Raw genomic sequence first — 25,267 nt, forward strand, 5'->3', positions numbered from 1 at the left:
TCAGTTAGGAGCGGTGTCGCCCTTGCGGGAGAGCCTGCCTTCCTCTGCCTTATAGAAGTACTGGCTCGCAATCAGCCACCCCTTGAGTGGCCGCAACGGAGGGATGCAAGTGGCGATAAGAAACGGCCCGGTGACGAAGATCTGCGTCCAGATCGAAGCGTGATGGGCGACTTCTAGCCATACGGACAATAGGACTGTCGGGATACAGGCGAAGCAGATCACGAAGAAGGCCGGGCCGTCGGCTGGATCCGCGAAGGAATAGTCCAGTCCGCAGACTTCGCAGTTCGGGCGAAGCGTCAGGAAGCCGTTGAACAAATGTCCCTTGCCGCACCTCGGACACAGACCCCACACTCCGGTGTGCATCGGTGAAAGTGGCGGGTAATTGTCGTTTGTGAGTGTGTCGACGTGTGCGTGCTTTGACATCATCGTCTCCATGGATACGAAGGCTAGAAGCCGAAATGGCTCAGCCCCCAATGCCCCTCCGGGCGGGGGCCGAGCGGCCACTTGAACGCTCGCTCGTCCGCAGCGATGGGGTGCTCGTTTATGGACGCGTGGCGAGACTTCATCAGCCCGTCGGCATCGAATTCCCAATTTTCGTTTCCGTAGGCGCGAAACCAATTGCCGCTGTCGTCGTGGAATTCATACGCGAAGCGAACGGCTATCCTGTTTCCGGCAAACGCCCAGAGTTCCTTGATCAGTCGGTAATCGAGTTCCCTCGTCCATTTTCTCGTCAGAAACGCTTCTATGGCCGGGCGGCCGACGACGAATTCCGCTCGGTTCCGCCACCGACTGTCGACGGTATAGGCGAGCGCGACCTTTGCGGGATCCCGAGTGTTCCAGCCATCTTCGGCAAGCCTGACCTTTTCGGTCGCGGACTGAAGCGTGAAGGGAGGCAGCGGTGGGCGTGTCATTTGTCGTCCCTATCCATGATTGGTGGCAGCGGATTTGAGCGCGGCGACGTCCGCTTCCAGTTCCCTGATGCGCGCATCTCTTGTCTCGATGGCCTTGAGCACCTCGTCGGCCTCGAACCGGAGTGGGATATGCTGGGGGCAGTTCGCGTCCCAGGCCGACACATGGAAGAGCATCACCTGTTCCGGTCTCGCGGCGTAGCCTTCGGGCATCAACCGCTTGATAAGTTTTTCATCGCCTTCAATGACCTTGGCGGTGCCCCAGATCTTCACCCGCGATCGACTGCCGTAGTCGATGAGGAACAAATGGGCCTTGTCGTTCTCGACCAGGTTGCCTTGCGAAATGAACTGCCGATTTCCCACGAAGTCGACGAACCCAATCGTCGTCTCGTCGATCACCCTAAGAAAGCCTGGCGGACCGCCGCGATGCTGGATGTATGGCTGACCTTTCGCATTCACCGTGGCCAGGAAGATGCTGATCTGCTTCTCGATGTAGTCTTTGAGTTCCGGTGTGATCGTGGTCGCCCATCCACCGCGGTCTTCCATCCTCGAATACGAACGACGCGACCCCTTGCGCTCCTGGATCGCCTTCACGCTTGTCGTGAAGGCGACGTCGCTTGAAACCTGATGCACGGTATCCATTGTCGTCCTCCTCCGGCAGCCTCTCGGCAAGAATGCCTTCAGACGCCTTCGTAGACAACACGCGTGAAGAGCGCCGGAGGGATCACCCACTGGCCGAACTTGGCGTCCCACTGCTTGGTCGGGTTGGCAGCGATGGTTTCCTCGACGGAGCGCCCAGCCTTTTTCAGCTTGGCCACCTTGTCCCTGGCACCGACCAGCATGTCGAGCCAGACCTTGATGTCTTCGCGGTTCGCAATGTCGCCGTGACCGGGAATGACGATGGTCTCCTTGTCGATCATCTTGATGTTCGCCTCGGCCGCAGCGATCTGGCCATCGATACTGCCGCCCGTCGACGAGTCGATGAACGGGTAGAGCCCGGTCCAGAGCGTATCGCCGACATGGATCACGTTGTCCTCCTCGAAGAAAACCGAAATGTCGCTGTCGGTGTGGGCCGGACCGTAGTAACTGAGCTTGATGGTCTTGCCATTTAGCTTCAGCGTTTCCTCGTCGCCCTTCATCAGCCGGGCCGGCAGCGCGCCTTTCGGAGAAGGCGGGAAGTCGAAGTTCCAGTCGTCGACTCGGGTGGCGGCTTCAAGATGCTTCAGGGTGTTCGGATGCGCCATGATGGCGGCGCCCTCCGAGTTCAGCCACTCGTTGCCATCAGTATGGTCGAAGTGCCAGTGGGTATCGATGAGATGGGTGATCGGTTCCGGCCCGATATCGGCCAGTGCCTTCTCCAGACGTGGCCGTGTGGCGGTTATTCCGGCATCGACCAGGAGCTTGCCGTCCTTGCCAGTGACGACGGCCACGTTGCCGCCCGATCCGACGAGAACGTTCACGCCTCCGCGCAGCTTGGTGGTCGCGATGTCGGCCTTGGCGGCGGCCTCGCGGATGATCAGGACCTGGCTCTTGGCGGCGGCGAAGGCCTCCCGGGGCGTCAGCCACCCGCCTGTGGCCGCAATCGTCGCGCCGCCGAGGCAGCAGAGGCAGAAGCCGCGTCTTGATAAGGCATAGTCGTGCTTGGTCATTACCCGCTCCATTGGTTGACTGCGTGCCTGAAGAAGTGCCACCACGCTGGGAGGTAGCGTGGTGGCGCCTCGATCTAAATCCGGCCGAGCTTCGATCGAGGAAAGTTGATCTGCATGAGGCGCGTGCCGTGTTCGTTTGATGCGAGGTTCGCTCGAACCCATATGCTAATGTCGATTGAGCAATACTCTCCCCCGACGAATATCACGAGGTAGTTGTCGTGAAGCCGGGTGAGATCCCGTGAGATGCACCGAGCCATTCGGGATCCTAGACTATGGTCGAGTCCGGATCGACCTTGGCCGTGTTCCAGCGACAAGAGTCGGATTGTTCGCCATTGCCTGCGGGGTTAGGTTGCTCTTGCGATCACAAATTGATGTCGATGCCTCCGCGGGCCGGGGAAGAGAACGAAGCAAACTTCGCGCTCCCACACATGCGGCGACATCCGCAGCCGACCGGGGAGTCAGCCATGCAAGTTCCGTTCGCAAATTCGACAGACCGTCCGACGTCTCGGCACGCAGAGCAACCGCACCTTAATGAGACCCCGCGCGAAGCAGGTGACGACGCCATCCGCTTCGGCCGCTTCTGCGCCGTCCCGCACTCGAGACAGCTCCTCATGGACGGCCAGCCCCGCGAAATCGGCGGGCGGGCGTTCGATCTCCTCATGGTCCTCCTGCGCTCGAACGGTGGTATCGTGAGCAAGGAAGAGATCTTCGCCGAGGTATGGCCATCGATGGTCGTCGAGGAGTGCAACCTCCGTTTCCAGATCGGATCGCTTCGCCGGGCACTGGGCGATCATGGCAATATGATCAAGACTATCGTTCGCCGCGGCTACATGCTCGTTCGGGACGATGCCATGGCGGAAGGCGGCGCCGCCCTTTCACTCGGCATCACACCGCAATCGGCAATCGACATTGTCGAGAAGGTCGACAAAAACAAACCATACATCGTTCTGATCGACGACGACGATGGCGTCCGACGCGCTATCACCGGACTGCTGCGGTCGGTGGGCCACTGCGTGGGATCATTTCCCTCGGTGAGAGCATACGAAGAGAGCGATAGCGTGCACCGCGCCGACTGCCTGATACTCGACGTCGGCCTCCCGGGACAAAACGGTTTGGACTTCCAGGCCGAACTCATGAAGTCGGGTCTTCGCCAGCGGATCGTCTTCATCAGCGGCAATGCGGACATTCCGATGTCGGTTCGCGCCATGAAGGCCGGCGCTGTAGAATTCCTGACAAAGCCCGTTCGGCACCAGGATCTGCTGTCTGCGGTAGATCTGGCGATCAACGCCTGATCGAAGCCGCTCAGCAACGCTTCCACGGAGCTACCCATGACGGAGATCGGTGCACCGAATCGCAGAGCGACGACGTTCATCGGCGGCAACGGGGGCGAATGGGCCGTCGTTTCGCAGCGCGCCCTCTTGGGGCCGCCAATTGCGGCGGTATCCCGAGTGGCCATGATATTCGGAAGCACTCCAGGCGATTGCAGAGACGCCGCCTGGATACTGCGTGGGGTCGCTACCAACGATCGATATACGACTCGTGAGGAAAAGCATTCGCTGGTCGAAAAGCAGGTGCCGATCGGCCGCCCGGAAGCCACAAGAGCAGCACTTATCCTGCTGCGAAAGAACGCCGACTGGTGGGCCATGCCCCAGGACGAACGCCGAGCCGTTCTCGAGGAGCAGTCGCACCACATAGCTATCGGACTGCGCTACCTGCCTGCCGTTGCACGGCGGCTGCTTCACTGCAGGGATCTGGAATCCGAGGCGCCGTTTGATTTCCTGGGATTCCTCGATTTCGCCCCCGCCGACGAGGTTGCTTTCGAAGACATGCTTGGCCAACTCAGATCGACCAAGGAGTGGAGCTACATGGAGCGGGAGATCGATATCCGCTTGGTCAAGCCCGATCGCTAGGGTCTTAAGGAAGGGCAGATGCGCGGAAGCGTCGACGTGGGGCCGCGCGCGCATGCGAACACTCTCTCGTCACCCAACCGCGTCTCACATCGATTCCCGACATCTCACACTATCTCTGCGCCACAAGATGTAGCGTCACCTCAATGAAACCAGTGCCCTTGGACGTTCGGATCCTGGCGCTCGCAGAGGTGACATCCATGAAGACGTTCCTGTCAGGCTCCGCGATGTTAGCGGCGCTCTTAATCAGCGGCTCGGCGCTCGCAGCCTCCAAGCCCACTGTCGTCCTCGTGCATGGCGCCTTTGCCGAGTCCGCGAGCTGGGACGGGGTGGCAGCCAAACTCCTGAAGGACGGCTATCCGGTCGTGGCGGTCGCCACCCCCCTACGCGGCCTGAAATACGACGCCGACTACGTCAACGAAGTGCTGAAGTCCATCAAGGGGCCGATCGTCCTCGTCGGCCATTCCTACGGCGGATCCGTCATCAGTGATGTCTCCATCAAGGATACGGGCGTGATGGCGCTCGTGTTCGTGTCGGGCCTTGCTCCGGACAAGGGTGAAAGCGTCAGCGAACTCGGCAAGAAATTCCCCGGCAGTACGCTGGGCGGCACGCTCGCACCGCCCGTCCTCCAGCCGGACGGCAAGCACGACCTTTACATCCAGCAGAGCAAGTTCTGGAAGCAGTTCGCCGCGGACGTCCCGAAGGACAAGGCCGCCCTGATGGGCGTCGAGCAACGGCCGATCGCGGCGGAAGCGTTCGAGGAACCCTCGACCGAACCGACATGGAAATCCCTGCCCTCGCACTTCATCTACGGCTCCGAGGACAAGAACCTTCCTCCGGCTTTGCATGCCTTCATGGCCAAGCGCGCCAATGCGAAGGAAGCAGTCGAGGTCAAGGGATCGTCCCACGTCGTGATGATCTCGCACCCCGACAAGGTGGCAGCAATGATCGCGCGCGCCGCCGCAGACAAGTGACGGCCCGAGCCACCGGAAACCTCCCACGACCGGAAACCTCCCACGAAAGGAAACGCGGATGCAAACCGACATCGCCATCAAGGTGAGCCTCGGCACGATAGGCGACATTTTCGAGATCATCGACGACTGCCTTCATGTGGAGCACTTTAAGGTCAACGACCCCAACATCTTCCTCGCAAAGGTAACGCGCGAGAATGGCAGCAGACCGATCACGACGTCCCTGAGCTCAGGTGTCGGCACCTTCCTCGTTGCCGCCCGGGATTCCGAGCTTAGGCTCGAGCAAAAGGGGCGGCTGCTCTATCACGGTGTCATGGTCGAGGACAGCCTCACCTTCATCGAGGGTTCCGACCCTATATCTCTCGAGCTGCAGTCCGATGCCTGCCTCTACGTCCTGACGTATCTGCACGAACGCTACCAGGGGCCCTGCCCGGTCGTCGGCGGCCGCTTCAACATCCGTGACACCCGGCTGGCAGAGCTGATCGCCGAGATCTCGGACGGATCGGCGGCGCGCCGCAGCGACATTTCGCGCGACTTCTCGAAGCTCGCCTTCGAGCGGTACCGATCTCTGCCCCGCGTGCATCCTCTTTCGGCGTGGCGGCTGAACCGTGTCAGGCGTCATGCGGAATCGAGGCTCGACCAACGGCTTACACTGGAAGAGCTCGCTGACGTGGCTGGTTTCTCGCGGGCGCACTTTGCGGCCACGTTCAAGGCCGCGACCTCCATGGGGGTGCACGAGTTCCTTCTGCGGCTTCGGATCCAGACGGCGGCGAAGCTCCTTCTCAGCACCGATCTCTCGCTGGTCGACATATCGCTGCAGACCGGGTTCCAGAACCAGGCTCACTTCACGACGGTCTTCAAGAAGATGACGGCGTCGACACCGGGAAGATGGCGCGGCTCCAGACGCTCCCCCGGTGCCAGGTCGCTTGGCGATGTCGAGTTTTCCTCGGCTCCCGTCATCGAACACGTCGATCCCAACCCCTGCGAGCACACCAATCTTCACTGAGGCCAGACGCAGGCCGCGTCCGCTTTCGACAGCCCAAGGAGTTTCGTCATGTCCACACGCATCCCGATTCATCCCTCCATCGAAGCTGCCCCCGAAGCTTCTCGCCCCACGCTGGAGGCTATCAAGAAGCGGATCGGCGGCGTCCCTAACGTCTTCAGGATGATGGCAAACAGTCCGGCAGTCCTTGAAGCCTATTCCTCGCTCAACGGTGCGCTCGGCAAGGGCAAGCTGGACAAGAAGATCCGCGAGAGGATCGCGCTCGCCATCGCGCAGAAGAACGGCTGCGGTTACTGCCTCGCTGCTCACACCTATACCGGAACCCATGTGACCAAGCTGAGCATCGATGAGATCGCGGCAGCCCGTCGCGGCGGATCCTCGGATGCGCGAGCCGATGCTGCCGTGAAGTTCGCGGTCAAGATTGCCGAGGCGCGTGGATCCGTGAGCGAGGACGAGCTGCATGCGATGAGAGCCGCTGGCTTCGATGACGAGGAGCTTCTCGAAATCGTGGCCCACGTCGCCGCAAACACCTTCACCAATTACATGAACGAGGTCTTCAAGACCGATGTCGATTTCCCCGAGGTCGAACATCACGCGGCCTGACAGCAGCAGTCGGCAGGTGTCCGCCTCCCTGCCGACCGAGTGCAGTCGACGTCGCTGGAGACCCGGTCGTCTCTCCCCGGCATCTCCACGCGTCGGCCGCATGCCAAAAATGGACAAGCGGCGCACCGCTGATGGAGGAACGCATGAAAGCCACCGTCCTTCGATCTGCCTGCTTTGGCAGTCTGCTGGTTCTGTTCTCGGCCGCCGACGGCCGCGGGCAGAGCCCACCCCCGCCTGTCACAGTTGCCAAGCCCGTGGTACGGGACGTGGTCGACAACGACGAGTTCATCGGACGCTTCGAGCCTGTCGAGCAGGTGTCGGTAAGATCGCGCATCGGCGGCTACCTGCAGGAAATCCACTTCTCCGACGGTGCTCTGGTCAAGCAAGGCGACCTGCTCTTCGTCATAGACCAGAGGCCGTACGTGACCGCCTTCAACGAGGCAACGTCAGCGCTTGAGGTCGCGAAGTCGACGCTCACCTATGCCGACGCGCAGTTCAAGCGGGCGGAATCGCTCTCACAGAATGGTAGCCAGTCGATTTCCATCCTGGACGACCGCAGACGGGAATGGATCTCGGCGCAGGCGAACGTTCGGGGCGCACAGGCGGCACTCGACCGCGCCGCTCTCGACCTCGACTACACGAAGATCGCCGCACCGCTAACCGGACGAATCGACCGCCACCTCGTCTCGATCGGCAACTTAGTCCAAGCAGACTCGTCCGTCATGACGACGATAGTCACCCTCGACCCGATCGATTTCTATTTCGACGTGGACGAACGACGGCTGCTGAACTTCCAGGCGACTGCCCAGAAGCGAGGGGTCGACCTGCAAGCATCCGGCGGCGACGTGGACGTCATCGCGACGATCGGCGACAACACAGGGCGCGAGTTCAAGGGAAAGCTGAACTTCGCCGAAAACCACGTCGACAGCGACAGCGGCACCATGCGCGTCCGCGCCCGGTTTCCGAACCCGGATCTGACACTTCAGCCGGGCCTATTCGGCCGCATACAGGTTGAGGCCTCGAACACCTATTCGGCTGTCCTCGTCCCCGACGAGGCGATCTCGTCGAACCAGAACGAGCGCATCGTTTACGTGGTGGACGAGGACGGCACGGTTCGGACGAAGGCCGTTCGGACGGGCCCCCGGCTTTATGGATACCGTGTCATCCGTGCGGGCCTCGATGGCAGCGAGACGATCGTCGTCAACGGCCTTATGCGCATCCGGCCGGGTGCGAAGGTCACGCCGAAGATGACCGAACTGCCTCAGTCGGCCGCAGTCGTGGAGGCAGCACAATGAGGTTCGCTCATTTCTTTGTCGATCGACCGATCTTCGCGGCCGTCATATCCATCCTGCTTCTCGTGGTAGGCGGCATCGCCTACACGCAATTGCCCGTGTCGCAGTACCCCGAGATCGCCCCGCCGACGATCATCGTCAGGACGTCCTATCCTGGCGCGGATCCGCAGACGATCGCCGACACCGTTTCAACGCCGCTTGAACAGCAGATCAACGGCGTCGAAGACATGCTCTACATGTCCTCCTACTCCAGCGCCGATGGCGCGATGGCCTTGACGATCACCTTCAAGCTCGGCGCCGACCTCAACAAGGCGCAGGTGCTGGTGCAAAATCGCGTCGCAATCGCCCTGCCCCGGCTTCCCGACGAAGTCCGCCGCATCGGCGTGACAACCGACAAGAGTTCCCCTGATCTCATGATGGTGGTTCATCTCCTCTCACCCAACCATCGCTACGACCAGCTCTACGTCTCGAACTACGCCCGCACGAAAGTTCGCGACGTCCTGCTGAGGCTCGATGGCGTCGGCGACATCCAGTCCTTCGGGGAACGCCAGTATTCCATGCGCATATGGCTCGATCCGGAGAAACTGTCAGCATATGGCATGACCTCGGACGACGTCGTCGAGGCCCTTCGGGAGCAGAACGTGCAGATATCCGGCGGACGCATCGGCGCGCCTCCCGTAGTCGGCAAGAACGCCTTCGAATACACGGTCCGATCCGATGGCCGCTTCTCCGACGCCCGCGAGTTCAGGTACGTGATCGTCAAGTCCACGGCAAGCGGACGGCTGGTCGAACTGCAGGACGTCGCGCGCGTCGAGCTAGGCGCCCAGGACTACGTCACCAATAGCTATCTGACCAATGATCCCGCTATAGCCCTCGGCATCTTCGCGCGTCCGGGCACCAACGCACTGTCGACCGCGAAGCAGGTGCGCGACATCATGGCAAACTTGTCGAAGAGCTTCCCGGAAGGTCTTGAATTTCAGATCAATTACGACACCACCGAGTTCATCGAAGATTCGATCTTCGAGGTCTACCGGACGATGGGCGAAGCTGCGATCCTGGTCGCCATCGTCGTGATCATCTTCCTGCAGTCCTGGCGCAACGCGCTCATCCCGATCATCGCCATCCCGGTATCGCTGGTCGGTACGTTCGCCTTCCTGCTCGCTTTCGGCTTCTCGCTGAACATGCTCACGCTGTTCGGGCTTGTGCTGGCAATCGGTATCGTCGTCGATGACGCCATCGTCGTGGTCGAGAACGTCGAACGAAACCTGGCGCGCGGGATGTCGCCCAAGCAAGCGGCGCATGTCACCATGGACGAGGTCGGCACGGCAGTCGTCGCCATCTCCCTGGTTCTGATTGCAGTGTTTGCGCCAACTGCCTTCATTCCCGGGATCTCCGGCCAGTTCTACAAGCAGTTCGCTGTGACAATCTCGGTGACGACGGCGATTTCGGCTCTGAACTCGCTTACCTTGTCTCCGGCGCTCGCAGGCATTTTGCTACGGCCGCACAATGACGTCCCGCACATGAAGAACATCTTATGCCGCGCAGGATCCGCGCTGGCTAACGGTTTCAACTCGGGATTCGATGCGATCAGCCGGGGCTACTCGTGGATCGTAAGAAAGCTCGTCGGCGGATGGCTCGGTCGGACGGCGGCGCTGGCCGTGTTCGCCGCCCTGCTGGCGGCCACATGGTTCATGTCGACGGTCGTACCATCAGGTTTTGTGCCGATCATGGACCAAGGCTACTCCATCGTCGTCGTTCAGCTGCCGGATGGCGCGTCGCTCGCCCGCACCGACGAGGTCGTCAAAAAGGTCGGCGGAATCGTCAAGACGGTGCCCGGTGTCCGTAACGCCATACAGTTCTCCGGCTTCAGCGGTGCGACTTTCACTGCCGCCTCGAACGCGGGTGTCATCTTCACTCCGTTCAAGTCGTTCGCCGAGCGGGAGAAGATCGGCGCCACCGCCGACAAGATCATTGCCGAGATCAACTCGCGAGTCCGCGAGATCGAAGACGCATTTATCATCGACATTCCGCCTCCGTCCGTTCGCGGCGTTGGCAACGCCGGCGGCTTCAAGATGCAGATCCTCGACGAAGAGAACCTCGACATGACGAGAGCGCTCGGCCTCGCTCGCGAGATAATGGCCGAGGCCGCCACGACCGAAGGACTGACAGGCGTCTTCACCACCTTCTCGGAATCCAGCCCAGAGTATTATCTCGCGATCGACCGGGACAAGGCGCGCTATTTGGACGTCCCCATCTCGAACGTCTTCAGCGCTCTCTCGGTGAATCTCGGAACGTCCTACGTCAACGACTTCAATGCCTTTGGCCGAGTTTATCAAGTGCGGGCTCAGGCAGATCGCCAGTTTCGAATGGACAAGGACGACATCCTTGCGCTCAAGGTCAGGTCGGCGAAGGGTGCACTCGTTCCGCTGGGAACCATCATGGACATCCAGGATACGAGCGGGCCAACACTCGTCCAGCGCTACAACATGTACGTTTCGGTTCCGCTCCAGGGCAACCCGACGCCGGGTACCTCCACCGGAACGGCAATCGAGAAAATGGAAGAGATCGCGGCGAAAGTGCTGCCGCCGGGTGTCTCCTTCGAATGGACCGAACTCGCCTATCAGGAGACGCATACGGGCAGTTCGGGAACCTACATCTTCGCGCTGTCGGTGATCTTCGTATTCCTTGCACTATCTGCACAGTACGAAAGCTGGGTCCTTCCCCTGGCGATCATCCTGATCGTCCCCCTCGCCGTCCTTGCAGCTCTGATCGGCGTATTACTCCGTGGCATGGACAACAACGTGCTGACCCAGATCGGACTCATCGTCCTCATCGGCCTCGCCGCAAAGAACGCGATCCTGATCGTCGAGTTCGCCCGGCAGGCGGAAGAGGATGGAAAATCGATCGTCGATGCGGCGGTCGAGGCCAGCCATCTGCGGCTGCGTCCTATCCTCATGACTGCCTTCGCCTTCATCTTCGGCGTCCTGCCGCTGGCGATTGCCACCGGTCCCGGCGCGGAAATGAGACAGTCGCTTGGCACGGCCGTGTTTTCCGGAATGCTCGGTGTGACCTTCTTCGGCCTGTTCCTGACCCCCGTTTTTTACGTGGTGCTCAGATCGCTACGAAGGCGCCCTCTAACGCGGCCATCTCCCAAGCTGGAGATCGTGAAACAGAGTGAGGGGTGACGTGCAGCCCTCACTCCTGTAGCGGGTTTCCGAACAGGTCGGTTGGGACCTCCGCAGCGTCGGCGCCGGAGTTCGGTCGCTCTGCAATAGTTCCGCCAAACGTACGGACGCTGCCCGGCTTCCCCACCCAAAGCGCAATCGCGATTTTCTCGCCCGCCTTGATATCACGATGTGCAACGAAATAGCCGCGGTGATCCGGTGCGTTTTCGTGTCCAGCTTTTTCGTTTTCGAAGATACAGATCTCGCCTGGTTTTGGTTCGTAGGGCAATTTGCCTCCTTAGCGATGGTTCTTCAAGGAAACGGCAAGTTGGCCGGATCAATGCAGAATGCGCGATGGCTCCACTAGAGGGGCGCCTATGTCGTCTGCTTCGTCTGAAACACCATCGAACCGTTCGGACAGGCTGGCAACATAGCTGATGCCCTGCTCGAGCAAGATCTCGGCCGCCCGAAGCATGTCAGTAGATGTTTCTATCTTGCACCCTCGAAGGGAGCAGGCGAGATAGATCGCGTTTCGGGCAGACTGATGGTCGCCACGTCCGTCAGCATCCTCGGCGACGCTTTCCAGAGCGTTTACGACGAGCGAAACCATGTCGTGTCTTTCGCCCGATGACATTTCGTTCAAAGTTCGTCCGGTCATGATCGTCATCCATTCTTCCGCCATAGCAAGCGCGCGAGGCACTGCTGGCAATATCGGTGATGGTGGAGAGGCATCGGTGGACAACTTTGTGTCCGTCGTCGTCACAAGTGGCAATCGAGAGCACTGCCTGCAAGGCTGCCATCTATGCCAAGAAGGCACTGGAGACCTGCGCGAGGCAATCATCTCCTCGCGGGAGGGGCTGTCGTTGGAAGACAGGGAGCTTTGGTGACGAGGGCGCTAGTCGTCTGCGAAGCGGCGCGGTGGAGCAGCCTGGCGCCTTTGCGCGGCCTCGATATCCAGGGCGAGCTTGGCGCGTCTCTCGTCAAGTTCCTCGGCGGTTGGCTCGGGCGACAGGAGGACACCTTCCGGGATTTGAAGTGCGTCGGTGGTTGCGGGCTTTAAAATCTGGACTTCCTCCTGCGGCATGGCGATCTCTCGACGGTTTGCAAGGAAGAGGCCCCCGCCGGGGAAGAACGGGGGCCTCTCATGAGGTGATCGCGGCCTAAGCGAGGGGACGGCCTTGCGGTAGGGGCTGAGTTGAACCGCTGCGATCGCCTTGGGAGTTGTGGATTCTTCAGTCCGTGTTTGGGACGACAAACTCTATCGTCTCCGAGGTGATGACCCCATGAGTTGGATCCGCGAGTTCGACGAGGATCCGATGTCGGCCTGGCGTCAGTCCGACCACGATGAGTGTCTCGCCACTCGCGTCGACAAAGTGCCATGGCAGGTCGTCGACCGTGATATGCAGGTGCCCGATCCTCGGCGAGACGTCGAGGGCGCCCTTACCGAATACGGGGACGATACGGATGTTCTCAGTCCGGTACTGAATGAACACCCGCCCGTGTGACAGGGGCTCGGGGAGCGGATCGTCAACGACAAGTCTAGGTTCGGCTTCGTTCTCGATAACGACCAGCGGCGACGGGCCTTTGACGTCTCGGGCACTCAGGAACTTCAGACTGGCATCGGCCATGGCGGTCTCCGAAATTTCCGGACGGTGGCGCCATTTCTGTCCAGCGGCCCTTATCTCACCTATGAGATTGCGCCTGTGATCATCGGGAGTCGAGCAAGATGCCGTGAGATCAAGTTAGGAGGCGTTTGCCAGCGCTGTCCGGATCGCCTGCAGCAGATCAGCGGGGCTGACGGGCTTCAGGAAGACCTTCATTGCCCCCGAGCTTCGGGCACGGTCGCCCACAGCAACGTCAGTATGCGCGGTGATCAGGATGGAGGGAATGACGACGGACATCCCAGCAAGCCTATCCAGCAGGTCGAGGCCCGAGATGCCGCCGAGCTGGATATCCGTCACAAGACAAGTCGCCGTTTGCAGTTCGTCGGAGTCGAGAAACTCCTCGGCCGAGGCAAACGACGCCGCGTTTATGCCCGAGGCTCGCAGGAAGGCTCTCAAAGCGTCCCGCACGGGTTCGTCGTCTTCGACACAGACCACCAGCGAAGACTTTGTCATGGCGACCATAGGCTCAATCCTTGGCGTGGCCGAAAGGCTCGTTCAATTCCAGCAAGTCGTAGTGCCGCACCAGTTCGGGCAGGGTCTGCACGTGCATTTTCTGCATCACATTCCCCCGATGGAGCTTCACCGTGGCCTCGGTGATGCCTAGGGCGGCCGAGATCTGCTTGTTCTTCTGGCCTTCCACAACGCGGGCCAGAACTTCCTGTTCCCGCCTCGTCAAGGAAGCGAAGTCGGCACGTGCACTGCTGGCGGCTTCCTGCTTCATGGTGGCCCGGCTATCGAGCTTCACCGCCTTGTTAACGGCGTCGAGAAGATCTTGCTCGCGGACGGGTTTTGTTAGGAACTCCACCGCTCCTGCCTTCATCGCCCGCACTGCGATCGGAACGTCGGCGTGGCCGCTCATGAAGATGACGGGCCTTTGAAATCCGCTTGCCCTTAATTCTTCGAAGAACTCGATCCCGCTCTGTCCGGGAAGCCGGACGTCGAGGATCATGCAGCCTACGCTCGCCAGCTTCCCTTTGCTCATGAAGTCGGCGGCGGAGGAGAAGGCCGTGACGTTGAACTTCATCGAGCGCAGCAGGCCGACCAGCGACTCCCGCACACCAATGTCGTCTTCGATCACGACTATATGGGAGGCGTCTTCGTCGCGTGGCTTCTGGGTCATCTGCTTTCCCCTGCAAATGGTATAGAGAATTCGAACACAGCGCCGCCTCCCGCCCGAGGCCGGGCGGAGAGGGTGCCGCTATGGGCACCGATGATTGACTTGGAAATGGCCAGGCCCATCCCAGTGCCCTGCTGCTTGGTGGAGAAGAATGCTTCGAAAATCCGTTCCGCCGCAATGGGGTCGATCCCCACGCCTGTGTCCTCGACCCTCACGACAACGGATCGCGAACCATCGTCCTCGGCGAGGAGGTCGATCCGACGGGTGCCGTCGTTGGCTCCGATGGCCTCGGCCGCGTTCAGCATGAGATTGAGCAGCACCTGCTGAAGCTGAACCTTGTCGCCGCGGACTGCCGGGATGTGCGGGGAAACCGAGACAAACACATCGATCTGGCGGATCCGGAATTCGCTGCGGAGCATCGTCAGCACATGCGAGACCACTTCTGCGATATCGACCATATCCATGGATGGCCGTGAATTCCGGGCCATGCTCCTGACGTTCAGCAGTACGTCGCCCGCTCTTTTGCCTTCCTCCACGAGACGCTCGGCGGCCATTTTTGCTTCCACAACGTCCGGAACGTCGCGGTCGAGCCAACTCAGACAGGTCGCGGCGTTCGTGACAATTGCCATCAGGGGCTGGTTCATCTCGTGGGCGATGGAGACCGTCACCGCGCCCATCGCCGTCAGCCTGTTCATCCGGACGATGTCTGCCTGCGCCTTCTGGAGTGCCTCTTCGCTCTTCACCCGCTCCGTGATGTCGATGATGGCGCCGAACACCTCCGGCTCTTCCTCAGGGTTCGTCTCCACGCGCGTCACGCAGTGCACGTGCCGGATCGAGCCGTCGGGCATTAAGAGCCTATGTTCGATCTCCCATGGCTGGCGGTCGCGTATTCCCTTGTCGAAAACCGCGGCAACCATCTCCCGGTCACCGGGATGCACGCGCTCCCTGATCGCCTTGGAGGTCAACGGGATCGATGGATCGAAGCCGTAGATGTTGTACGTCTCTTCAGACCAAACGACCTCTCCGGTCGATGGCCCTATCCGGTAACTGCCCACGTGGGTGAGCTTCTGGGCTTCCGCAAGCAAGGCCTGGGCGTGCTGGGCGTCGGCCAAGGAGCTGCGTATCCTATCCTCGGCGAGCCGGGTCTCCGTCACGTCCACGATCGTGCCGATATAGGCGCGAGGAGATAGAACCTCGTCAAGGATGAGCCGTCCGCGAGCATGTATGAACTTCACGGTGCCATCCGCAAGCACGAACCGATGTTCGACGTTCAGCTCCTCGCCCTGCAAGGCCCGCTGGTGGGCTTCCGCGACCATCTCCTTATCGTCTGGATGAACGCGGGAGCTTAGCGTTTCGAACGTGATTTCGTTTGCATCGAGACCAACGATGCTGGCGCACTCTGGAGAACAGGTGAACACGTCCGTCGTCATGTCCCAGGACCAGGTGCCTGTCTCGATGATCCGCTGAGCGACGGCCATCACCAGCTGGCTCTGAGCAAGCTCGAACTCGATGCGCTTGAGCTCGTCGATATCGGTATTCACCCCATACCATCTGATGACGTTGCCGTCGTCGTCCAGCAATGGAACGGCACGAAGAACGAACCAGCGTGCCTCGCCGTCATGCCGGAGCATTCGAGCCTCAACGCCTCCAGGCTTGCCCGATGTGCACAAATCCGTCCAGACCTTGATGACTTTGTCGACATCGTCAGGGTGAAATGCGGATACGAAGCCGAAGCCCAGCGCGGCCTCGCGGGTGAGCCCCGTATACTCGAACCACTGCTTGTTGGCGTCCTCCAATCCCCCGTCCGGCGCACCGATCCAGGCAAGCGCTGGAATCATGTCCCACCCCAGTCTGGGGTCGTCTGTCGCCCTTGCAGTGGTTCGGTGGCCAATTTGTCCGTGATAGTTGTTGGCGACGGCCGCAGCCGAGAACGCTGTCGCAAGCCACTCGAGATCTTCGACCCGCCTGGGGGCTATGTCGTGGGACATCTCGAGATAGATCGCTCCGTCGCTTGGATCAGAAAGAGCCACAGGCAGGCAGACGGTCGATTGAGTATTCCTGCCTCGCCCGGTCGAGATGACCTCGCGGACTGACGCTTCGTCGATGCCGAAAGTTCTGGGTCTTTCGGGCAGGAACGAGACCGAAGCCGCGTCTGCCATCGCAGCCACTGAAAGCTCGTTGCCCTGCCTTACGATAAGGAACCCGCGCCTGGCGCCGGACATGGTGACGGCAGCGCGCATGAAAGGGCCGACATCGTGAGCGTCCTTCTGGTATGCCTCGACCGCGCTTGAACCCTCGTCCATCAGCGACACAGCTCCAAGCCGGGATCATCCAGTTTCCCTGACCGAATACTACACCGTAGGTCGCCTGCGTCAGGCATTCGGGAACCCACAATTTGCCGAGGCCTTTGAGATCCGAGGATCGAGGATGCGTGGTGCGAACTGTCCGAAGACCGCGCCGAGGCCTCCCCAGACGATGAGCTGGAGCATTGCCGACTGTGCGCGGAATGTAAATAGAAGGCTGTCTGGGAAATCGCTCGGCACTTCCGAAATGTCCGGAAAGGCGGACACGAGGATCATCGCCATCGATGCGAAGGCCAGTGCTCCGACGGGTAAAGAGTACATACGCCCATGACTGCGTCGGATCCGAACCCCGATCCAGAAGGAAACGGCCATCGAAGCGAGGGACAGCAGGACCAGCAGGAAATAGAGTTCGGTGCGGCTTCCGATCGTCTCGGCGCTGCCGACGCCGGGAGGGTTTGCCGGGTACTTGAACTGCGGTACGAGGACTAGCGAGACGTATCCAAGGGATGCCAGCGTCCACACAATCGAGCGCGGCCCCCGACAGTGTCGTCCGTTAAGACATCCGAGACCGACGGCCAGAATGCCCCCAAGCGCGACGCAATAGCTTACTATCCCGGTCAGGAGACCGAGGTTGCGCTGAGTGGCTCGGCTGACGGTTTCTTCTTCGGCGTGGCCATGATCGCTGGCGCTCTGTTCTTCGAGAACGATGGCCCGTTCGACCGTCGGTTCGGAAAACACCCGTGCGAAACCGAAGGACACTAGCGCCACGAGCAGGCCGGACAGCATTCCTGCGAGGAGAAGTCGCTGAACCATCGTGGCGCCCTCAGTGGCAGGGAAAGCCGAGGAGATGACGGCCGTCGTGCACGAACTCGTGGACGGTGTTCCCCTGGATGAGCGACGTCGCCCCCTGTTCGGCGCCGAGAAAGTAGAGCGTCATCAACGAGAGAAGCCCGACGAAGACGACCCCTGGCAGCAATTCGCCTGCGGTCAGCGGCACGACGGGCGTCGGGTAACTTATGATGTGCGTCATTGCAAGTCTCCTTGGAAGGATTGTGACGCCTCCATCATGGGCGGGTTCGCCGACGCGATCTTTCATATTCGTGCGATGCTCATTTGGCCTTGGATTGCCGGCATCGCACGAATACGAAAGATCGATGCCTGTCAGGTTCGTACCCTTCCCGAGAATGCAGGAGGCAGCGATGAACCAAAATTCCAGACAAAGGAAGCTCGAGGGCGTTGTCCCCGCCGCCGCCGACCTACCGCGGCTCCGGGCGGGGCAGCGTGTCCGTGTCGGCAACCTCACCCCAGTCGGCCATTACCGCGTCCCCACATACCTTCGCGGCAAGGAAGCGGTGATCGAAGCGATCATGTCGCCCAGGGCCGTCAATAACGAGGAGGAAGGGTTCGGGCGCAACGCCGGATCGCTTGGCGTCTATTATCGGATCGCCGTCCCGATGACTGAGATCTGGAAGGACTATGCCGGATCGCCCGACGACAATCTCCGCATCGAAGTCTTTGAAAGCTGGCTGGAGGAGCTCGACGATGACCGTCAATGAAGATCACGACCATGCCCACGACCCCGAACACGAACATGCGCACGCACCGATCGAAACGACGGAGAAGCCGGGCTACTACGACATCATGGAGCAGGCCTTCCAGGAGTTGATGATCGGAAAGGGCTACATCGGAGCCGACGAGATCAGACATCAGATCGAGGTGCTGGATTCGCGAAATCCCGCTCTCGGCGCCAAGGTCGTCGCTCACGCGTGGACGGATCCGGACTTCAAGACGCGACTGCTCGAAAACGGCCGCACCGCTTGCGAGGAACTCGGCATCACTTTCTACGACCTCACCGAGCTGATCGTCCTCGAAAACACACCCGAGGTGCATAACCTCATCGTTTGCACACTTTGCTCATGCTACCCGCGCCCGGTGCTCGGACTGCCACCCGACTGGTACAAGGCGAAGCCGTACCGCGCCCGCGCGGTCTACGAGCCGCGCAAGGTGCTGGCGGAGTTTGGAACGATCATTCCGGACGACGTGGAGGTAAGGGTGAGCGACTCCACCGCGATCCAGCGCTATCTCGTCCTGCCGATGCGCCCCTCCGGTACCGAAGGCTACAGCGAGGAGCAGCTCGCCGCCCTCGTCACCCGCGACGCGATGATCGGCGTGATCTCCGTCAGGTCTCCAAACGAAGGAATGGTAGCATGACCGGAAGCGAACAACTCCTGAAACGGCTGCCGAACGACGTCGGCGGCCAGGAAGCGCCGAAGATCGAGCAGACCGATCACGAACTCCTCCCTTGGGAGAAGCGCTGTCACGCCCTCGCCGACGTGCTCGACTTCCACAAGATCATCAACACCGAGGAGAAGCGCCGCGGCGTCGAGGCCCTCGGATCCGAAATGGTGGCAAAGCTGACCTACTACGAGCGCTGGATCGCCGCCTTCGCCAACATTGCGTTTCAGAAGCGTCTGATCACCCCCGAGGAGCTGGCGAGGCAGATGTCGGCCGTGGAGGATCGATGGAGAGATCACTCCTGAAGCTCGGGCCCCAGCGCGCGGCCCGGTGCTTCGTCGAAGACGATCCCAACGCGTCATTGGTCCGTCGGTCGCTCGCTGAAGCCGTTGGCACGATGCTGCTTATGGTGGCCGTACTGGGCGCCGGAATAAGCGGAAAAGCTGCGCCCGTCTCCTCAGCCATGGCCATCGCCGGAACCTTGATCGGGCTGATCCTGGCATTGGGTTCGGTGTCGGGCGGTCACTTCAATCCGGTCATCACCGTCGTCCAGTGGCGCGCGGGACAGCGCGGCCTCGAGTGCACGACCTGGTACGTGGCAGCGCAGATCTTGGGCGGCATCGCTGGCGCACTGTTGGTCGATGTCATGTTCGCGGTATCCCCGGCCTTTCCGACAGCAGAGCTGCCGAACGCCGCCACCCTGGTTAGCGAGGCGCTGGCCACATTCGGGCTGATGATGATCGTATTCTGCAGCAGCCGGAGCACCACCAAAGTGGCGGGGCCGTTTGCAGTCGGCCTCTGGCTTCTTGGAGCGATCATCGCCACACCGACCGGGTCCATCGCCAACCCCGCCGTCGCCATCAGCTTGCTTGTGTCGCCTTCGAGCGCATCGGTAAGCGCGGTGGCCCTATTCGTAGTGGTACAGTTTGCTGGCGGCTGTCTGGCGGTGCAATGTGTCGATTTCCTTTATCCGTCCGCGGGAAGCTGATCGGCGCCAGGCAAGATCCTGCAAGGAGAAGACGATGTCGAAAACGAAGCTATTGGCCTCAGCAATTGCCCTCCTCGGGATCTCGGCCGCCGCAGCAAGCGGGCTGACAGGCGACGCCTCGCCGATTTTCGGGGTGAAGATCCCGGAAGGATACCGGGAATGGCGGCTGATCACCGTCGCCCACGAAGCTGGCAAGAACAACGACATCAGAGCAGTCCTCGGCAACGACATCGCGATCAAGGCCTTCCGAGATGGAACCAGGCCGTTCCCCGACGGCACGATCATCGCGCGTCTGGCGTATGTCTACGAGTCCTCTCCGCAGAACGACAAGGTGTTTCCGGCGCCGCAGTCCTTCGTCGCCGGCAATCCAACCAATCTGCAGTTCTCTGTCAAGGATTCGGGTAAATACGCCGATACCGGAGGATGGGGCTACGGCCAGTTCGAGAACGGCATGGCAAACCCAAGTGAGCCGCTGATCAAAAGCTGCTTCGCCTGTCACGTGAAGCTCGACGCCTCTAAGGACTTCGTCTTCAGCCACTATTCGCCATGACGGCAAATGCGCGAGGCCTGACCAGGAGGTCGCCGTGAGAACCAGATGCGTGTTGACACCAGCCGAAACCATGTCAGCGATCCGCGACATGTGGCAATGTGGTCGAGTCGATGAAGCTGCGGCTTACTTCGCAGAGAACGGCGTCCTGCTCGTCGAGCCGGACAGGCAGGCCGTCGGACGCGTCGCTATAGGCGATGGACTACGGGAGTTGGCGAGCCGTCTCCGCTTTCTCGTGGTCGATGACCGCGTCGTAATCCAGCGTGGTAACATCGCCCTTTACCATGCGAGATGGACTGCTCGCTACATGATCGACGGCTCCCCCTCCACCGAGGAGGTCAGCGGGACGACCGCGGACGTGCTTGCGCTTCAGGCAGACGGGCGATGGATGGCTGTCGTCAGTAACCCATGGGGAGGCAACATTCTCGATGAGTAAGTTCCATGTCCTCATTCGCGTCGCAGAAGTCATCGACCCTGATTACGAGGGCATTGAAATCCAAGTGAAGGACTGCGTCGCCGAGGCCATAGCCGTCGCCCGTCGAATTGTTGCAGAGGCTGTCATGCTGGACGAGTCCGTTGGCGACATGACCTTTGAGATTACGGACTGCGAGGGAAAACTGGTAGCAGAGCTACCGTTCCGCTGCTGCGCTCGGGCTGCAGTAAGGGATATCTGTCTCCCATACGCCAAACTTGGTGTATTGCGCGGAAGGCGGCTCGTAGGCGGGCAATGCACATCGAGGAAGCCCCATGATCGAAAGACGCATCGCACCTCACCATGCCATTCTGTTTAATGCCCTTGGCAACCAGAAAAGACCGCAGATCCTGTCCGCTCTTATCGATGACGAGGTCACGGGACGGCTCTGAACCAGTCTGCGACGTCGCAGCATCTGTCGAAGCTCCGGCATCTCAAGCTCATCACGGCACGTCGCGAGGCCAGACGCTCTGGTATACGACAGAGAACCCGAGGGTCTTCAATATCCTAGCTCTGCGCGAAGACCTTCAATGCGATGGTTATCCCCTGGTCGGCGCGAAGATGGTGTGAGGCTGACAAACGACATCCGGATTCCTATATGGGAACCAGCGATCTGAAAGGAAATCGGTCATGACATTGAACGGAAACCTGCTCGTTGCGGGGAAGGAAAAGCGCGGCTCGAACGGCGAGTTCTACGCAACTGAGGCAGCAACCGGGAAGTCCCTTCCGGTATCGTTCGCAGGCGCTTCGGTCGACGACGTCGAAACGGCCGCGGCACAAGCTTGGGAAGCATTCGCATCCTATCGCGAGACCGACCTCGAAAGCAGGGCTGCATTTCTTGAAACGATTGCCGCGGAAATCGAGTCCATTGGCGATGAGCTGATTATCCGCGCGATGTCGGAGACCGGACTATCACGCGGGAGGCTGGAGGGCGAAAGGAACCGTACGACAGGGCAACTCCGGCTATTTGCGAAGGAGGTCCGCGAAGGCCGTTTTCAGGAGCTGCGTTTCGATGCAGGCGATCCTTCGCGAAAGCCAGTTCCCAAGCCCGATCTGCGGCTCCGCAACGTCCCGGTTGGCCCCGTTGCGGTGTTCGGCGCATCCAATTTCCCGCTCGCCTTTTCTGTTGCCGGAGGAGACACCGCTTCGGCCCTCGCCGCTGGTTGCCCGGTGGTCGTCAAGGCGCATTCGGCGCATCCGGGCACATCGGAACTCGTAGGACGTGCTGTGCAGCGGGCAGTAGAGGTCCGTCGCCTTCATCCCGGCACCTTCTCGCTTCTCTTCGATACAGGGTTCGAAGTCGGCCAGAAGCTCGTCGCTGATCACCGGATCCGCGCGGTGGGCTTCACTGGCTCGCGCCGCGGCGGCACGGCATTGATGGAAATCGCGTCAAAGCGTCGCCAACCGATCCCGGTCTACGCCGAAATGAGCAGCATCAATCCGGCCATTCTGTTTCCGAACGCGCTCGCGAAGAACGTCGAAGGTATCGCCGCGGCCTTCGTTTCTTCGTTGGTTCTTGGCGCAGGCCAATTCTGCACCAATCCGGGTCTGTTGCTCGCGATAGATGGTGGTGCGCTCGATGCCTTCATCGCGCAGACAGCAAAGCTTCTCACCGAGGTCGCACCTCAGGCGATGCTGACACCGTCGATCGCTCGAACCTTCTGCGAGGGAGTGGAGCGCCTCCGGCTGCATCCGGAAGTGCGGGCCGTGGCGTCAGGACTGCCCGGCAGCGAATTCCAGGGGACGGCAGCGCTCTTCGAGACAACGGCGTCGGCCTTCCTCGCACATGATGAACTTCAAAACGAGGTATTCGGCGCCGCGGGCATCGTCGTGCGTTGCCGGGACCTCACGGAACTCGAGACGGTCATCGACGCACTGGAGGGGCAGTTGACGGTCGCACTGTTCGTCAATCACGATGATGAAGCCGATGCTCGTCGTCTTGTTCCGAAGCTTGAAATGCTCGCGGGGCGGCTGCTCGTGAACGGGTTCGGGACCGGCGTCGAAGTTTCTCCGGCGATGGTCCATGGCGGCCCCTACCCGGCGACAGCAGACGGCAGATCCACTTCCGTGGGCACTCTCGCGATCTACCGTTTTTTGCGGCCTGTCTCTTATCAGGACTTCTCGACCGGACTGCTTCCGCCAGCACTCAGGAACATGAAAGCGTAAGGTGACCTGGCTCGATCTCAGCGCCCATCTTTCAATTGATGGAAAAAGCGCTTCGGAAATAGGCAGTGTGTGAACCGCCGCCCCTCCTGCACGTTGTGAGGCAGGAGGAAACGGCGATGAATGTCCAGAATGAAGGCTCCAGCAGGATTGTTCGCGACGTGGCGCCGATCGGAGCGGCCCTAACCCCTAGGCTGGTATCGTTTTGGTCACCAAAACGGAAAAGGCTTTCCGCCGCTTCCGGGTCGCCCTTGAAGTCGAACCCATCGGCATCGTCTGCACCCAAAGCTTGACAGGCTGCGCGGGGTGAAGAGAAGCTCCGTTCGCGCTCCCCTCTCCCACTGTCGCCCTCCGTTGGCCATGGCCCGCCACAAAGTCAATCCAGCAGCTTGCGGATCGCCATGATCCCTTTCGCCGTATCCGACCAAGATTGGCGCCAAATCAGTAGGCCCACGCCGAGTACCGTCGCCACGACAAACGGGAGCGGACCCAGGAACCAGAAGGCCGCCGCTACAGTGAAGTAGTACGACCTCACGCCGACGCTAAATGATCGGAGCGCCGGGTTCAGGACCAGCGTGAGCGCCTCGGTCCAGGCCGCGATGTCGCGCTCTTCTTGTCGCGACGGGCTGGCGCCGATTGCGGCCAGACAGTAGTTCAGCTGCCTCACCGCCCAGATGAAATCCGATAGCCCTCTGAGGAGTGTAGCGATGATCAGCAATACCTTGGTTTGGAAGAGCCACGCGGGGTCCTTGGCCGCGAACATAGCGATCAGCCCGTTACCGTTTCCGTAGTTGGGCTCCATGAACAAAGCGCCGCTGAGGCCGACGATCACGATGAGATTTGCTGAGCCGAAGAAGGACGCGGAATTGATCGTGTGGCCCAGGATCGCGGCGTCGCCGATGAAATTGTTGTCGCGGGTCAGCGTCTCGCGCATCCACGCGGCTCGGACCCGCACCATATCCACGGACAAGCTATCGTTGGGCCGTGGCCACCCGAGAGCCAATAGCGGCTCGATCGCAATCCACACCACGATGAAGAATACAAGCGACGCGATGTTGAGCGTGTCCATTCGGCCCCCAGCCAGACTTTTTTTCGCACACTATCGCGGGCGGTGACGTCCTCCAAGAGGTGCCGACGTTTGAACCGCTGTCCGCTAGGGCTGCTCGCGCATCCCCGGCGTAGCCTCCCGCTGATCGGCATCAATCATGTCGGTGGCAACAAGGAACGCGTCCGTGTGCTCGCGAACTGCCTCTCTGAGCATGGCCAGGTTCGGGACGTCGTCGCCCTCAAGGATATCAAATTCGTGCAGGATTTCGCGTTCGGCCTGAAGCCAGTGTTCTTCGTGCCGATTTTCCGGACTGCCCTCGGCCTCCCATATCGAGTAGGCACGGAGGCGGATGCGTTCGGTCACATCCATCCCATCGCGGCCATTGGGGCGAATCCTGGTTGGAATCGCTTTGATGCGTGTGCCGCTCATTGCGACGCGATTGCTTTGGGTCATTGTCGTCATCTCCCATCGTGTCTTTTTGGACGTGGGGAGCGTAGCATCCTTGCCCACACAATGATTTCGGAAATGATCGACAACGCCTGTCGCCCTCGGCCCAGGACCACGTCTCTACCGCCTATCTTTTAGCTTTATCTTCGAGGCAATGTCATCAACATCATGGATGCGTTGAAGAAGTCAGTGGCCAGTGAGCTGAAGTCTCGTAAGGATGGTTAGATCATCAGAGATGAGAGACTGGCTGCCGCTGGCATCTCTAGGCCGCCGATTTACTCACCTCTCCGTCGCTAGAAAGTAGAAGCACCGCATTTTGCTCCTTCGGTGCCATCGGGGCCCGTCTTATTGTCCAGCCCGATCACTGTGGACGGCTCACTCCTGCGACAGCTCAGAGCTGCAAGAACACAGTCAGCGAAGTCGCATTAAGTGCTGTCAGCCGCGCCGTGCCAGCGACCGTGCGATGTCGACGATGTCGTCACGGCCAGCGGTTGGGTCTTCCTTGCTCCAGGCGATGCCAAGCCCGATCCTAAAGTCGATCCCGCTTACCTTCTTCAGCTCGAAGCCGCGATTGGGAAGATCAAGCGTCCATTCCGGTGCAAAGCCGATGCCAAGCCCGGCAGAGACCAGTGACACCAGCGCATAGGTATCATCGCAGCTGAAGGCAATGTTGGCGGTGAGGTGGTATTCCGCGAACTTCTCATTGAAGTATCTTTCCGTGAACGACAGGTTCTGCCGGTTGAAGGCGATGATCTTCTGAGTGCGCAGATCATCGATGCTGATCTC

At 60.5% G+C, this 25,267-nt stretch carries 30 protein-coding genes; 14 read left to right on the forward strand and 16 right to left on the reverse strand.

The window, feature by feature from the left end; all coding sequences use genetic code 11:
• The 4 genes from RHIBUN_RS0111315 to RHIBUN_RS0111330 are packed head-to-tail and all read right to left on the reverse strand — an operon-like array spanning position 1 to position 2,557.
• A complete protein-coding gene (locus tag RHIBUN_RS0111315) occupies positions 1 to 423 on the reverse strand; it encodes a DUF983 domain-containing protein (RefSeq protein WP_025659666.1) in 423 nt (140 codons plus the stop codon).
• Between the two features lie 23 nt (positions 424 to 446).
• Positions 447 to 911 (reverse strand): nuclear transport factor 2 family protein, encoded by a 465-nt coding sequence (locus RHIBUN_RS0111320; RefSeq protein ID WP_025659667.1) that lies wholly within the window; start codon positions 909 to 911, stop codon positions 447 to 449.
• 9 nt (positions 912 to 920) lie between these two features.
• The gene (locus RHIBUN_RS0111325) at positions 921 to 1,550 is read right to left on the reverse strand and encodes a pyridoxamine 5'-phosphate oxidase family protein (protein ID WP_025659668.1); all 630 of its coding nucleotides are present in this window, start codon (positions 1,548 to 1,550) and stop codon (positions 921 to 923) included.
• Between the two features lie 38 nt (positions 1,551 to 1,588).
• On the reverse strand, positions 1,589 to 2,557 hold the full coding sequence (locus RHIBUN_RS0111330) for an MBL fold metallo-hydrolase (protein ID WP_025659669.1): 969 nt from the start codon (positions 2,555 to 2,557) through the stop codon (positions 1,589 to 1,591).
• A 464-nt stretch (positions 2,558 to 3,021) separates the two neighbouring features.
• Here RHIBUN_RS0111330 and RHIBUN_RS0111335 point away from each other — a divergent pair, with 464 nt between their 5' ends.
• From RHIBUN_RS0111335 to RHIBUN_RS0111365, 7 genes are all read left to right on the forward strand, one after another.
• Entirely contained in the window at positions 3,022 to 3,849 is an 828-nt protein-coding gene (locus RHIBUN_RS0111335; protein ID WP_025659670.1) for a response regulator, read from the forward strand.
• 36 nt (positions 3,850 to 3,885) lie between these two features.
• On the forward strand, positions 3,886 to 4,467 hold the full coding sequence (locus RHIBUN_RS0111340) for a chlorite dismutase family protein (protein WP_025659671.1): 582 nt from the start codon (positions 3,886 to 3,888) through the stop codon (positions 4,465 to 4,467).
• Positions 4,468 to 4,664: 197 nt separating this feature from the next.
• Positions 4,665 to 5,438, forward strand: coding sequence for an alpha/beta hydrolase (locus tag RHIBUN_RS0111345; RefSeq protein ID WP_025659672.1), 774 nt, complete (start codon positions 4,665 to 4,667; stop codon positions 5,436 to 5,438).
• A gap of 58 nt (positions 5,439 to 5,496) precedes the next feature.
• On the forward strand, positions 5,497 to 6,441 hold the full coding sequence (locus RHIBUN_RS0111350) for an AraC family transcriptional regulator (protein ID WP_025659673.1): 945 nt from the start codon (positions 5,497 to 5,499) through the stop codon (positions 6,439 to 6,441).
• Between the two features lie 48 nt (positions 6,442 to 6,489).
• On the forward strand, positions 6,490 to 7,041 hold the full coding sequence (locus RHIBUN_RS0111355; protein ID WP_025659674.1) for a peroxidase-related enzyme: 552 nt from the start codon (positions 6,490 to 6,492) through the stop codon (positions 7,039 to 7,041).
• A gap of 143 nt (positions 7,042 to 7,184) precedes the next feature.
• On the forward strand, positions 7,185 to 8,336 hold the full coding sequence (locus RHIBUN_RS0111360; RefSeq protein WP_025659675.1) for an efflux RND transporter periplasmic adaptor subunit: 1,152 nt from the start codon (positions 7,185 to 7,187) through the stop codon (positions 8,334 to 8,336).
• Positions 8,333 to 11,518, forward strand: a complete 3,186-nt coding sequence (locus RHIBUN_RS0111365; RefSeq protein WP_025659676.1) for a multidrug efflux RND transporter permease subunit — start codon at positions 8,333 to 8,335, stop codon at positions 11,516 to 11,518. The genes RHIBUN_RS0111360 and RHIBUN_RS0111365 overlap by 4 nt, the downstream gene beginning before the upstream one ends.
• A gap of 10 nt (positions 11,519 to 11,528) precedes the next feature.
• On the opposite strand, the gene RHIBUN_RS0111370 is transcribed toward RHIBUN_RS0111365, so the two are convergent.
• The 9 genes from RHIBUN_RS0111370 to RHIBUN_RS0111410 all read right to left on the reverse strand — a co-directional run bounded on the left by RHIBUN_RS0111370 (position 11,529) and on the right by RHIBUN_RS0111410 (position 17,611).
• Positions 11,529 to 11,786, reverse strand: coding sequence for a hypothetical protein (locus tag RHIBUN_RS0111370; protein WP_025659677.1), 258 nt, complete (start codon positions 11,784 to 11,786; stop codon positions 11,529 to 11,531).
• A gap of 48 nt (positions 11,787 to 11,834) precedes the next feature.
• Complete coding sequence (locus RHIBUN_RS33355) at positions 11,835 to 12,155, reverse strand: hypothetical protein (RefSeq protein ID WP_025659678.1); 321 nt, start codon at positions 12,153 to 12,155, stop codon at positions 11,835 to 11,837.
• Between the two features lie 237 nt (positions 12,156 to 12,392).
• On the reverse strand, positions 12,393 to 12,581 hold the full coding sequence (locus tag RHIBUN_RS0111380) for a hypothetical protein (RefSeq protein ID WP_025659679.1): 189 nt from the start codon (positions 12,579 to 12,581) through the stop codon (positions 12,393 to 12,395).
• 148 nt (positions 12,582 to 12,729) lie between these two features.
• Positions 12,730 to 13,125, reverse strand: a complete 396-nt coding sequence (locus tag RHIBUN_RS0111385; RefSeq protein WP_025659680.1) for a DUF6130 family protein — start codon at positions 13,123 to 13,125, stop codon at positions 12,730 to 12,732.
• A 114-nt stretch (positions 13,126 to 13,239) separates the two neighbouring features.
• Positions 13,240 to 13,623 carry a response regulator gene (locus tag RHIBUN_RS0111390; RefSeq protein ID WP_025659681.1) on the reverse strand — a complete coding sequence of 128 codons (384 nt, stop codon included), beginning with the start codon at positions 13,621 to 13,623 and terminating at the stop codon, positions 13,240 to 13,242.
• Positions 13,624 to 13,627: 4 nt separating this feature from the next.
• Positions 13,628 to 14,281, reverse strand: coding sequence for a response regulator (locus tag RHIBUN_RS0111395; RefSeq protein ID WP_025659682.1), 654 nt, complete (start codon positions 14,279 to 14,281; stop codon positions 13,628 to 13,630).
• A complete protein-coding gene (locus tag RHIBUN_RS0111400) occupies positions 14,278 to 16,581 on the reverse strand; it encodes a PAS domain-containing protein (RefSeq protein ID WP_025659683.1) in 2,304 nt (767 codons plus the stop codon). The genes RHIBUN_RS0111395 and RHIBUN_RS0111400 overlap by 4 nt, the downstream gene beginning before the upstream one ends.
• A 69-nt stretch (positions 16,582 to 16,650) precedes the next feature.
• On the reverse strand, positions 16,651 to 17,394 hold the full coding sequence (locus tag RHIBUN_RS0111405) for a CbtA family protein (protein WP_025659684.1): 744 nt from the start codon (positions 17,392 to 17,394) through the stop codon (positions 16,651 to 16,653).
• A gap of 10 nt (positions 17,395 to 17,404) precedes the next feature.
• Positions 17,405 to 17,611 (reverse strand): CbtB domain-containing protein, encoded by a 207-nt coding sequence (locus tag RHIBUN_RS0111410; protein ID WP_025659685.1) that lies wholly within the window; start codon positions 17,609 to 17,611, stop codon positions 17,405 to 17,407.
• Positions 17,612 to 17,780: 169 nt separating this feature from the next.
• Here RHIBUN_RS0111410 and RHIBUN_RS0111415 point away from each other — a divergent pair, with 169 nt between their 5' ends.
• From RHIBUN_RS0111415 to RHIBUN_RS0111450, 7 genes are all read left to right on the forward strand, one after another.
• On the forward strand, positions 17,781 to 18,137 hold the full coding sequence (locus RHIBUN_RS0111415) for an SH3-like domain-containing protein (RefSeq protein ID WP_025659686.1): 357 nt from the start codon (positions 17,781 to 17,783) through the stop codon (positions 18,135 to 18,137).
• Positions 18,124 to 18,792, forward strand: coding sequence for a nitrile hydratase subunit alpha (nthA, locus tag RHIBUN_RS0111420; RefSeq protein ID WP_025659687.1), 669 nt, complete (start codon positions 18,124 to 18,126; stop codon positions 18,790 to 18,792). The genes RHIBUN_RS0111415 and nthA overlap by 14 nt, the downstream gene beginning before the upstream one ends.
• Positions 18,789 to 19,121 (forward strand): SH3-like domain-containing protein, encoded by a 333-nt coding sequence (locus RHIBUN_RS0111425; RefSeq protein ID WP_025659688.1) that lies wholly within the window; start codon positions 18,789 to 18,791, stop codon positions 19,119 to 19,121. Before nthA ends, RHIBUN_RS0111425 begins: the two co-directional genes overlap by 4 nt.
• Positions 19,103 to 19,804 carry an aquaporin gene (locus RHIBUN_RS0111430; protein WP_025659689.1) on the forward strand — a complete coding sequence of 234 codons (702 nt, stop codon included), beginning with the start codon at positions 19,103 to 19,105 and terminating at the stop codon, positions 19,802 to 19,804. The genes RHIBUN_RS0111425 and RHIBUN_RS0111430 overlap by 19 nt, the downstream gene beginning before the upstream one ends.
• A 34-nt stretch (positions 19,805 to 19,838) precedes the next feature.
• The gene (locus RHIBUN_RS0111435) at positions 19,839 to 20,354 is read left to right on the forward strand and encodes a cytochrome P460 family protein (protein ID WP_025659690.1); all 516 of its coding nucleotides are present in this window, start codon (positions 19,839 to 19,841) and stop codon (positions 20,352 to 20,354) included.
• A gap of 34 nt (positions 20,355 to 20,388) precedes the next feature.
• Positions 20,389 to 20,787: a nuclear transport factor 2 family protein gene (locus RHIBUN_RS0111440; protein WP_156932695.1), complete on the forward strand. Its 399-nt coding sequence runs from the start codon at positions 20,389 to 20,391 to the stop codon at positions 20,785 to 20,787.
• 666 nt (positions 20,788 to 21,453) lie between these two features.
• Positions 21,454 to 22,989, forward strand: coding sequence for an aldehyde dehydrogenase (NADP(+)) (locus tag RHIBUN_RS0111450; protein WP_025659693.1), 1,536 nt, complete (start codon positions 21,454 to 21,456; stop codon positions 22,987 to 22,989).
• 373 nt (positions 22,990 to 23,362) lie between these two features.
• Here RHIBUN_RS0111450 and RHIBUN_RS0111460 read toward each other — a convergent pair whose 3' ends face one another.
• The 3 genes from RHIBUN_RS0111460 to RHIBUN_RS0111470 all read right to left on the reverse strand — a co-directional run.
• On the reverse strand, positions 23,363 to 24,055 hold the full coding sequence (locus tag RHIBUN_RS0111460) for a DUF599 family protein (protein ID WP_025659695.1): 693 nt from the start codon (positions 24,053 to 24,055) through the stop codon (positions 23,363 to 23,365).
• An 84-nt stretch (positions 24,056 to 24,139) separates the two neighbouring features.
• The gene (locus RHIBUN_RS0111465) at positions 24,140 to 24,496 is read right to left on the reverse strand and encodes a DUF2934 domain-containing protein (RefSeq protein ID WP_245271659.1); all 357 of its coding nucleotides are present in this window, start codon (positions 24,494 to 24,496) and stop codon (positions 24,140 to 24,142) included.
• A 420-nt stretch (positions 24,497 to 24,916) separates the two neighbouring features.
• Positions 24,917 to 25,267, reverse strand: a 351-nt coding sequence (locus tag RHIBUN_RS0111470) for a LysR family transcriptional regulator substrate-binding protein (protein WP_025659697.1), incomplete at its 5' end; no start/stop codon positions are given.

The organism is Rhizobium sp. IBUN, assembly GCF_000510625.1.
GTDB classification, from domain to species: domain Bacteria; phylum Pseudomonadota; class Alphaproteobacteria; order Rhizobiales; family Rhizobiaceae; genus Rhizobium; species Rhizobium altiplani.

What these genes read in the sequence shown, in the direction of transcription:
- RHIBUN_RS0111315 (WP_025659666.1), bottom strand. Translation starts at nt 423, where the DNA reads ATGTCAAAGCACGCACACGTCGACACACTCACAAACGACAATTACCCG.
- RHIBUN_RS0111320 (WP_025659667.1), bottom strand. Translation starts at nt 911, where the DNA reads ATGACACGCCCACCGCTGCCTCCCTTCACGCTTCAGTCCGCGACCGAA.
- RHIBUN_RS0111325 (WP_025659668.1), bottom strand. Translation starts at nt 1,550, where the DNA reads ATGGATACCGTGCATCAGGTTTCAAGCGACGTCGCCTTCACGACAAGC.
- RHIBUN_RS0111330 (WP_025659669.1), bottom strand. Translation starts at nt 2,557, where the DNA reads ATGACCAAGCACGACTATGCCTTATCAAGACGCGGCTTCTGCCTCTGC.
- RHIBUN_RS0111335 (WP_025659670.1), top strand. Translation starts at nt 3,022, where the DNA reads ATGCAAGTTCCGTTCGCAAATTCGACAGACCGTCCGACGTCTCGGCAC.
- RHIBUN_RS0111340 (WP_025659671.1), top strand. Translation starts at nt 3,886, where the DNA reads ATGACGGAGATCGGTGCACCGAATCGCAGAGCGACGACGTTCATCGGC.
- RHIBUN_RS0111345 (WP_025659672.1), top strand. Translation starts at nt 4,665, where the DNA reads ATGAAGACGTTCCTGTCAGGCTCCGCGATGTTAGCGGCGCTCTTAATC.
- RHIBUN_RS0111350 (WP_025659673.1), top strand. Translation starts at nt 5,497, where the DNA reads ATGCAAACCGACATCGCCATCAAGGTGAGCCTCGGCACGATAGGCGAC.
- RHIBUN_RS0111355 (WP_025659674.1), top strand. Translation starts at nt 6,490, where the DNA reads ATGTCCACACGCATCCCGATTCATCCCTCCATCGAAGCTGCCCCCGAA.
- RHIBUN_RS0111360 (WP_025659675.1), top strand. Translation starts at nt 7,185, where the DNA reads ATGAAAGCCACCGTCCTTCGATCTGCCTGCTTTGGCAGTCTGCTGGTT.
- RHIBUN_RS0111365 (WP_025659676.1), top strand. Translation starts at nt 8,333, where the DNA reads ATGAGGTTCGCTCATTTCTTTGTCGATCGACCGATCTTCGCGGCCGTC.
- RHIBUN_RS33355 (WP_025659678.1), bottom strand. Translation starts at nt 12,155, where the DNA reads ATGACCGGACGAACTTTGAACGAAATGTCATCGGGCGAAAGACACGAC.
- RHIBUN_RS0111380 (WP_025659679.1), bottom strand. Translation starts at nt 12,581, where the DNA reads ATGCCGCAGGAGGAAGTCCAGATTTTAAAGCCCGCAACCACCGACGCA.
- RHIBUN_RS0111385 (WP_025659680.1), bottom strand. Translation starts at nt 13,125, where the DNA reads ATGGCCGATGCCAGTCTGAAGTTCCTGAGTGCCCGAGACGTCAAAGGC.
- RHIBUN_RS0111390 (WP_025659681.1), bottom strand. Translation starts at nt 13,623, where the DNA reads ATGGTCGCCATGACAAAGTCTTCGCTGGTGGTCTGTGTCGAAGACGAC.
- RHIBUN_RS0111395 (WP_025659682.1), bottom strand. Translation starts at nt 14,281, where the DNA reads ATGACCCAGAAGCCACGCGACGAAGACGCCTCCCATATAGTCGTGATC.
- RHIBUN_RS0111400 (WP_025659683.1), bottom strand. Translation starts at nt 16,581, where the DNA reads ATGGACGAGGGTTCAAGCGCGGTCGAGGCATACCAGAAGGACGCTCAC.
- RHIBUN_RS0111405 (WP_025659684.1), bottom strand. Translation starts at nt 17,394, where the DNA reads ATGGTTCAGCGACTTCTCCTCGCAGGAATGCTGTCCGGCCTGCTCGTG.
- RHIBUN_RS0111410 (WP_025659685.1), bottom strand. Translation starts at nt 17,611, where the DNA reads ATGACGCACATCATAAGTTACCCGACGCCCGTCGTGCCGCTGACCGCA.
- RHIBUN_RS0111415 (WP_025659686.1), top strand. Translation starts at nt 17,781, where the DNA reads ATGAACCAAAATTCCAGACAAAGGAAGCTCGAGGGCGTTGTCCCCGCC.
- nthA (WP_025659687.1), top strand. Translation starts at nt 18,124, where the DNA reads ATGACCGTCAATGAAGATCACGACCATGCCCACGACCCCGAACACGAA.
- RHIBUN_RS0111425 (WP_025659688.1), top strand. Translation starts at nt 18,789, where the DNA reads ATGACCGGAAGCGAACAACTCCTGAAACGGCTGCCGAACGACGTCGGC.
- RHIBUN_RS0111430 (WP_025659689.1), top strand. Translation starts at nt 19,103, where the DNA reads ATGGAGAGATCACTCCTGAAGCTCGGGCCCCAGCGCGCGGCCCGGTGC.
- RHIBUN_RS0111435 (WP_025659690.1), top strand. Translation starts at nt 19,839, where the DNA reads ATGTCGAAAACGAAGCTATTGGCCTCAGCAATTGCCCTCCTCGGGATC.
- RHIBUN_RS0111450 (WP_025659693.1), top strand. Translation starts at nt 21,454, where the DNA reads ATGACATTGAACGGAAACCTGCTCGTTGCGGGGAAGGAAAAGCGCGGC.
- RHIBUN_RS0111460 (WP_025659695.1), bottom strand. Translation starts at nt 24,055, where the DNA reads ATGGACACGCTCAACATCGCGTCGCTTGTATTCTTCATCGTGGTGTGG.
- RHIBUN_RS0111465 (WP_245271659.1), bottom strand. Translation starts at nt 24,496, where the DNA reads ATGACGACAATGACCCAAAGCAATCGCGTCGCAATGAGCGGCACACGC.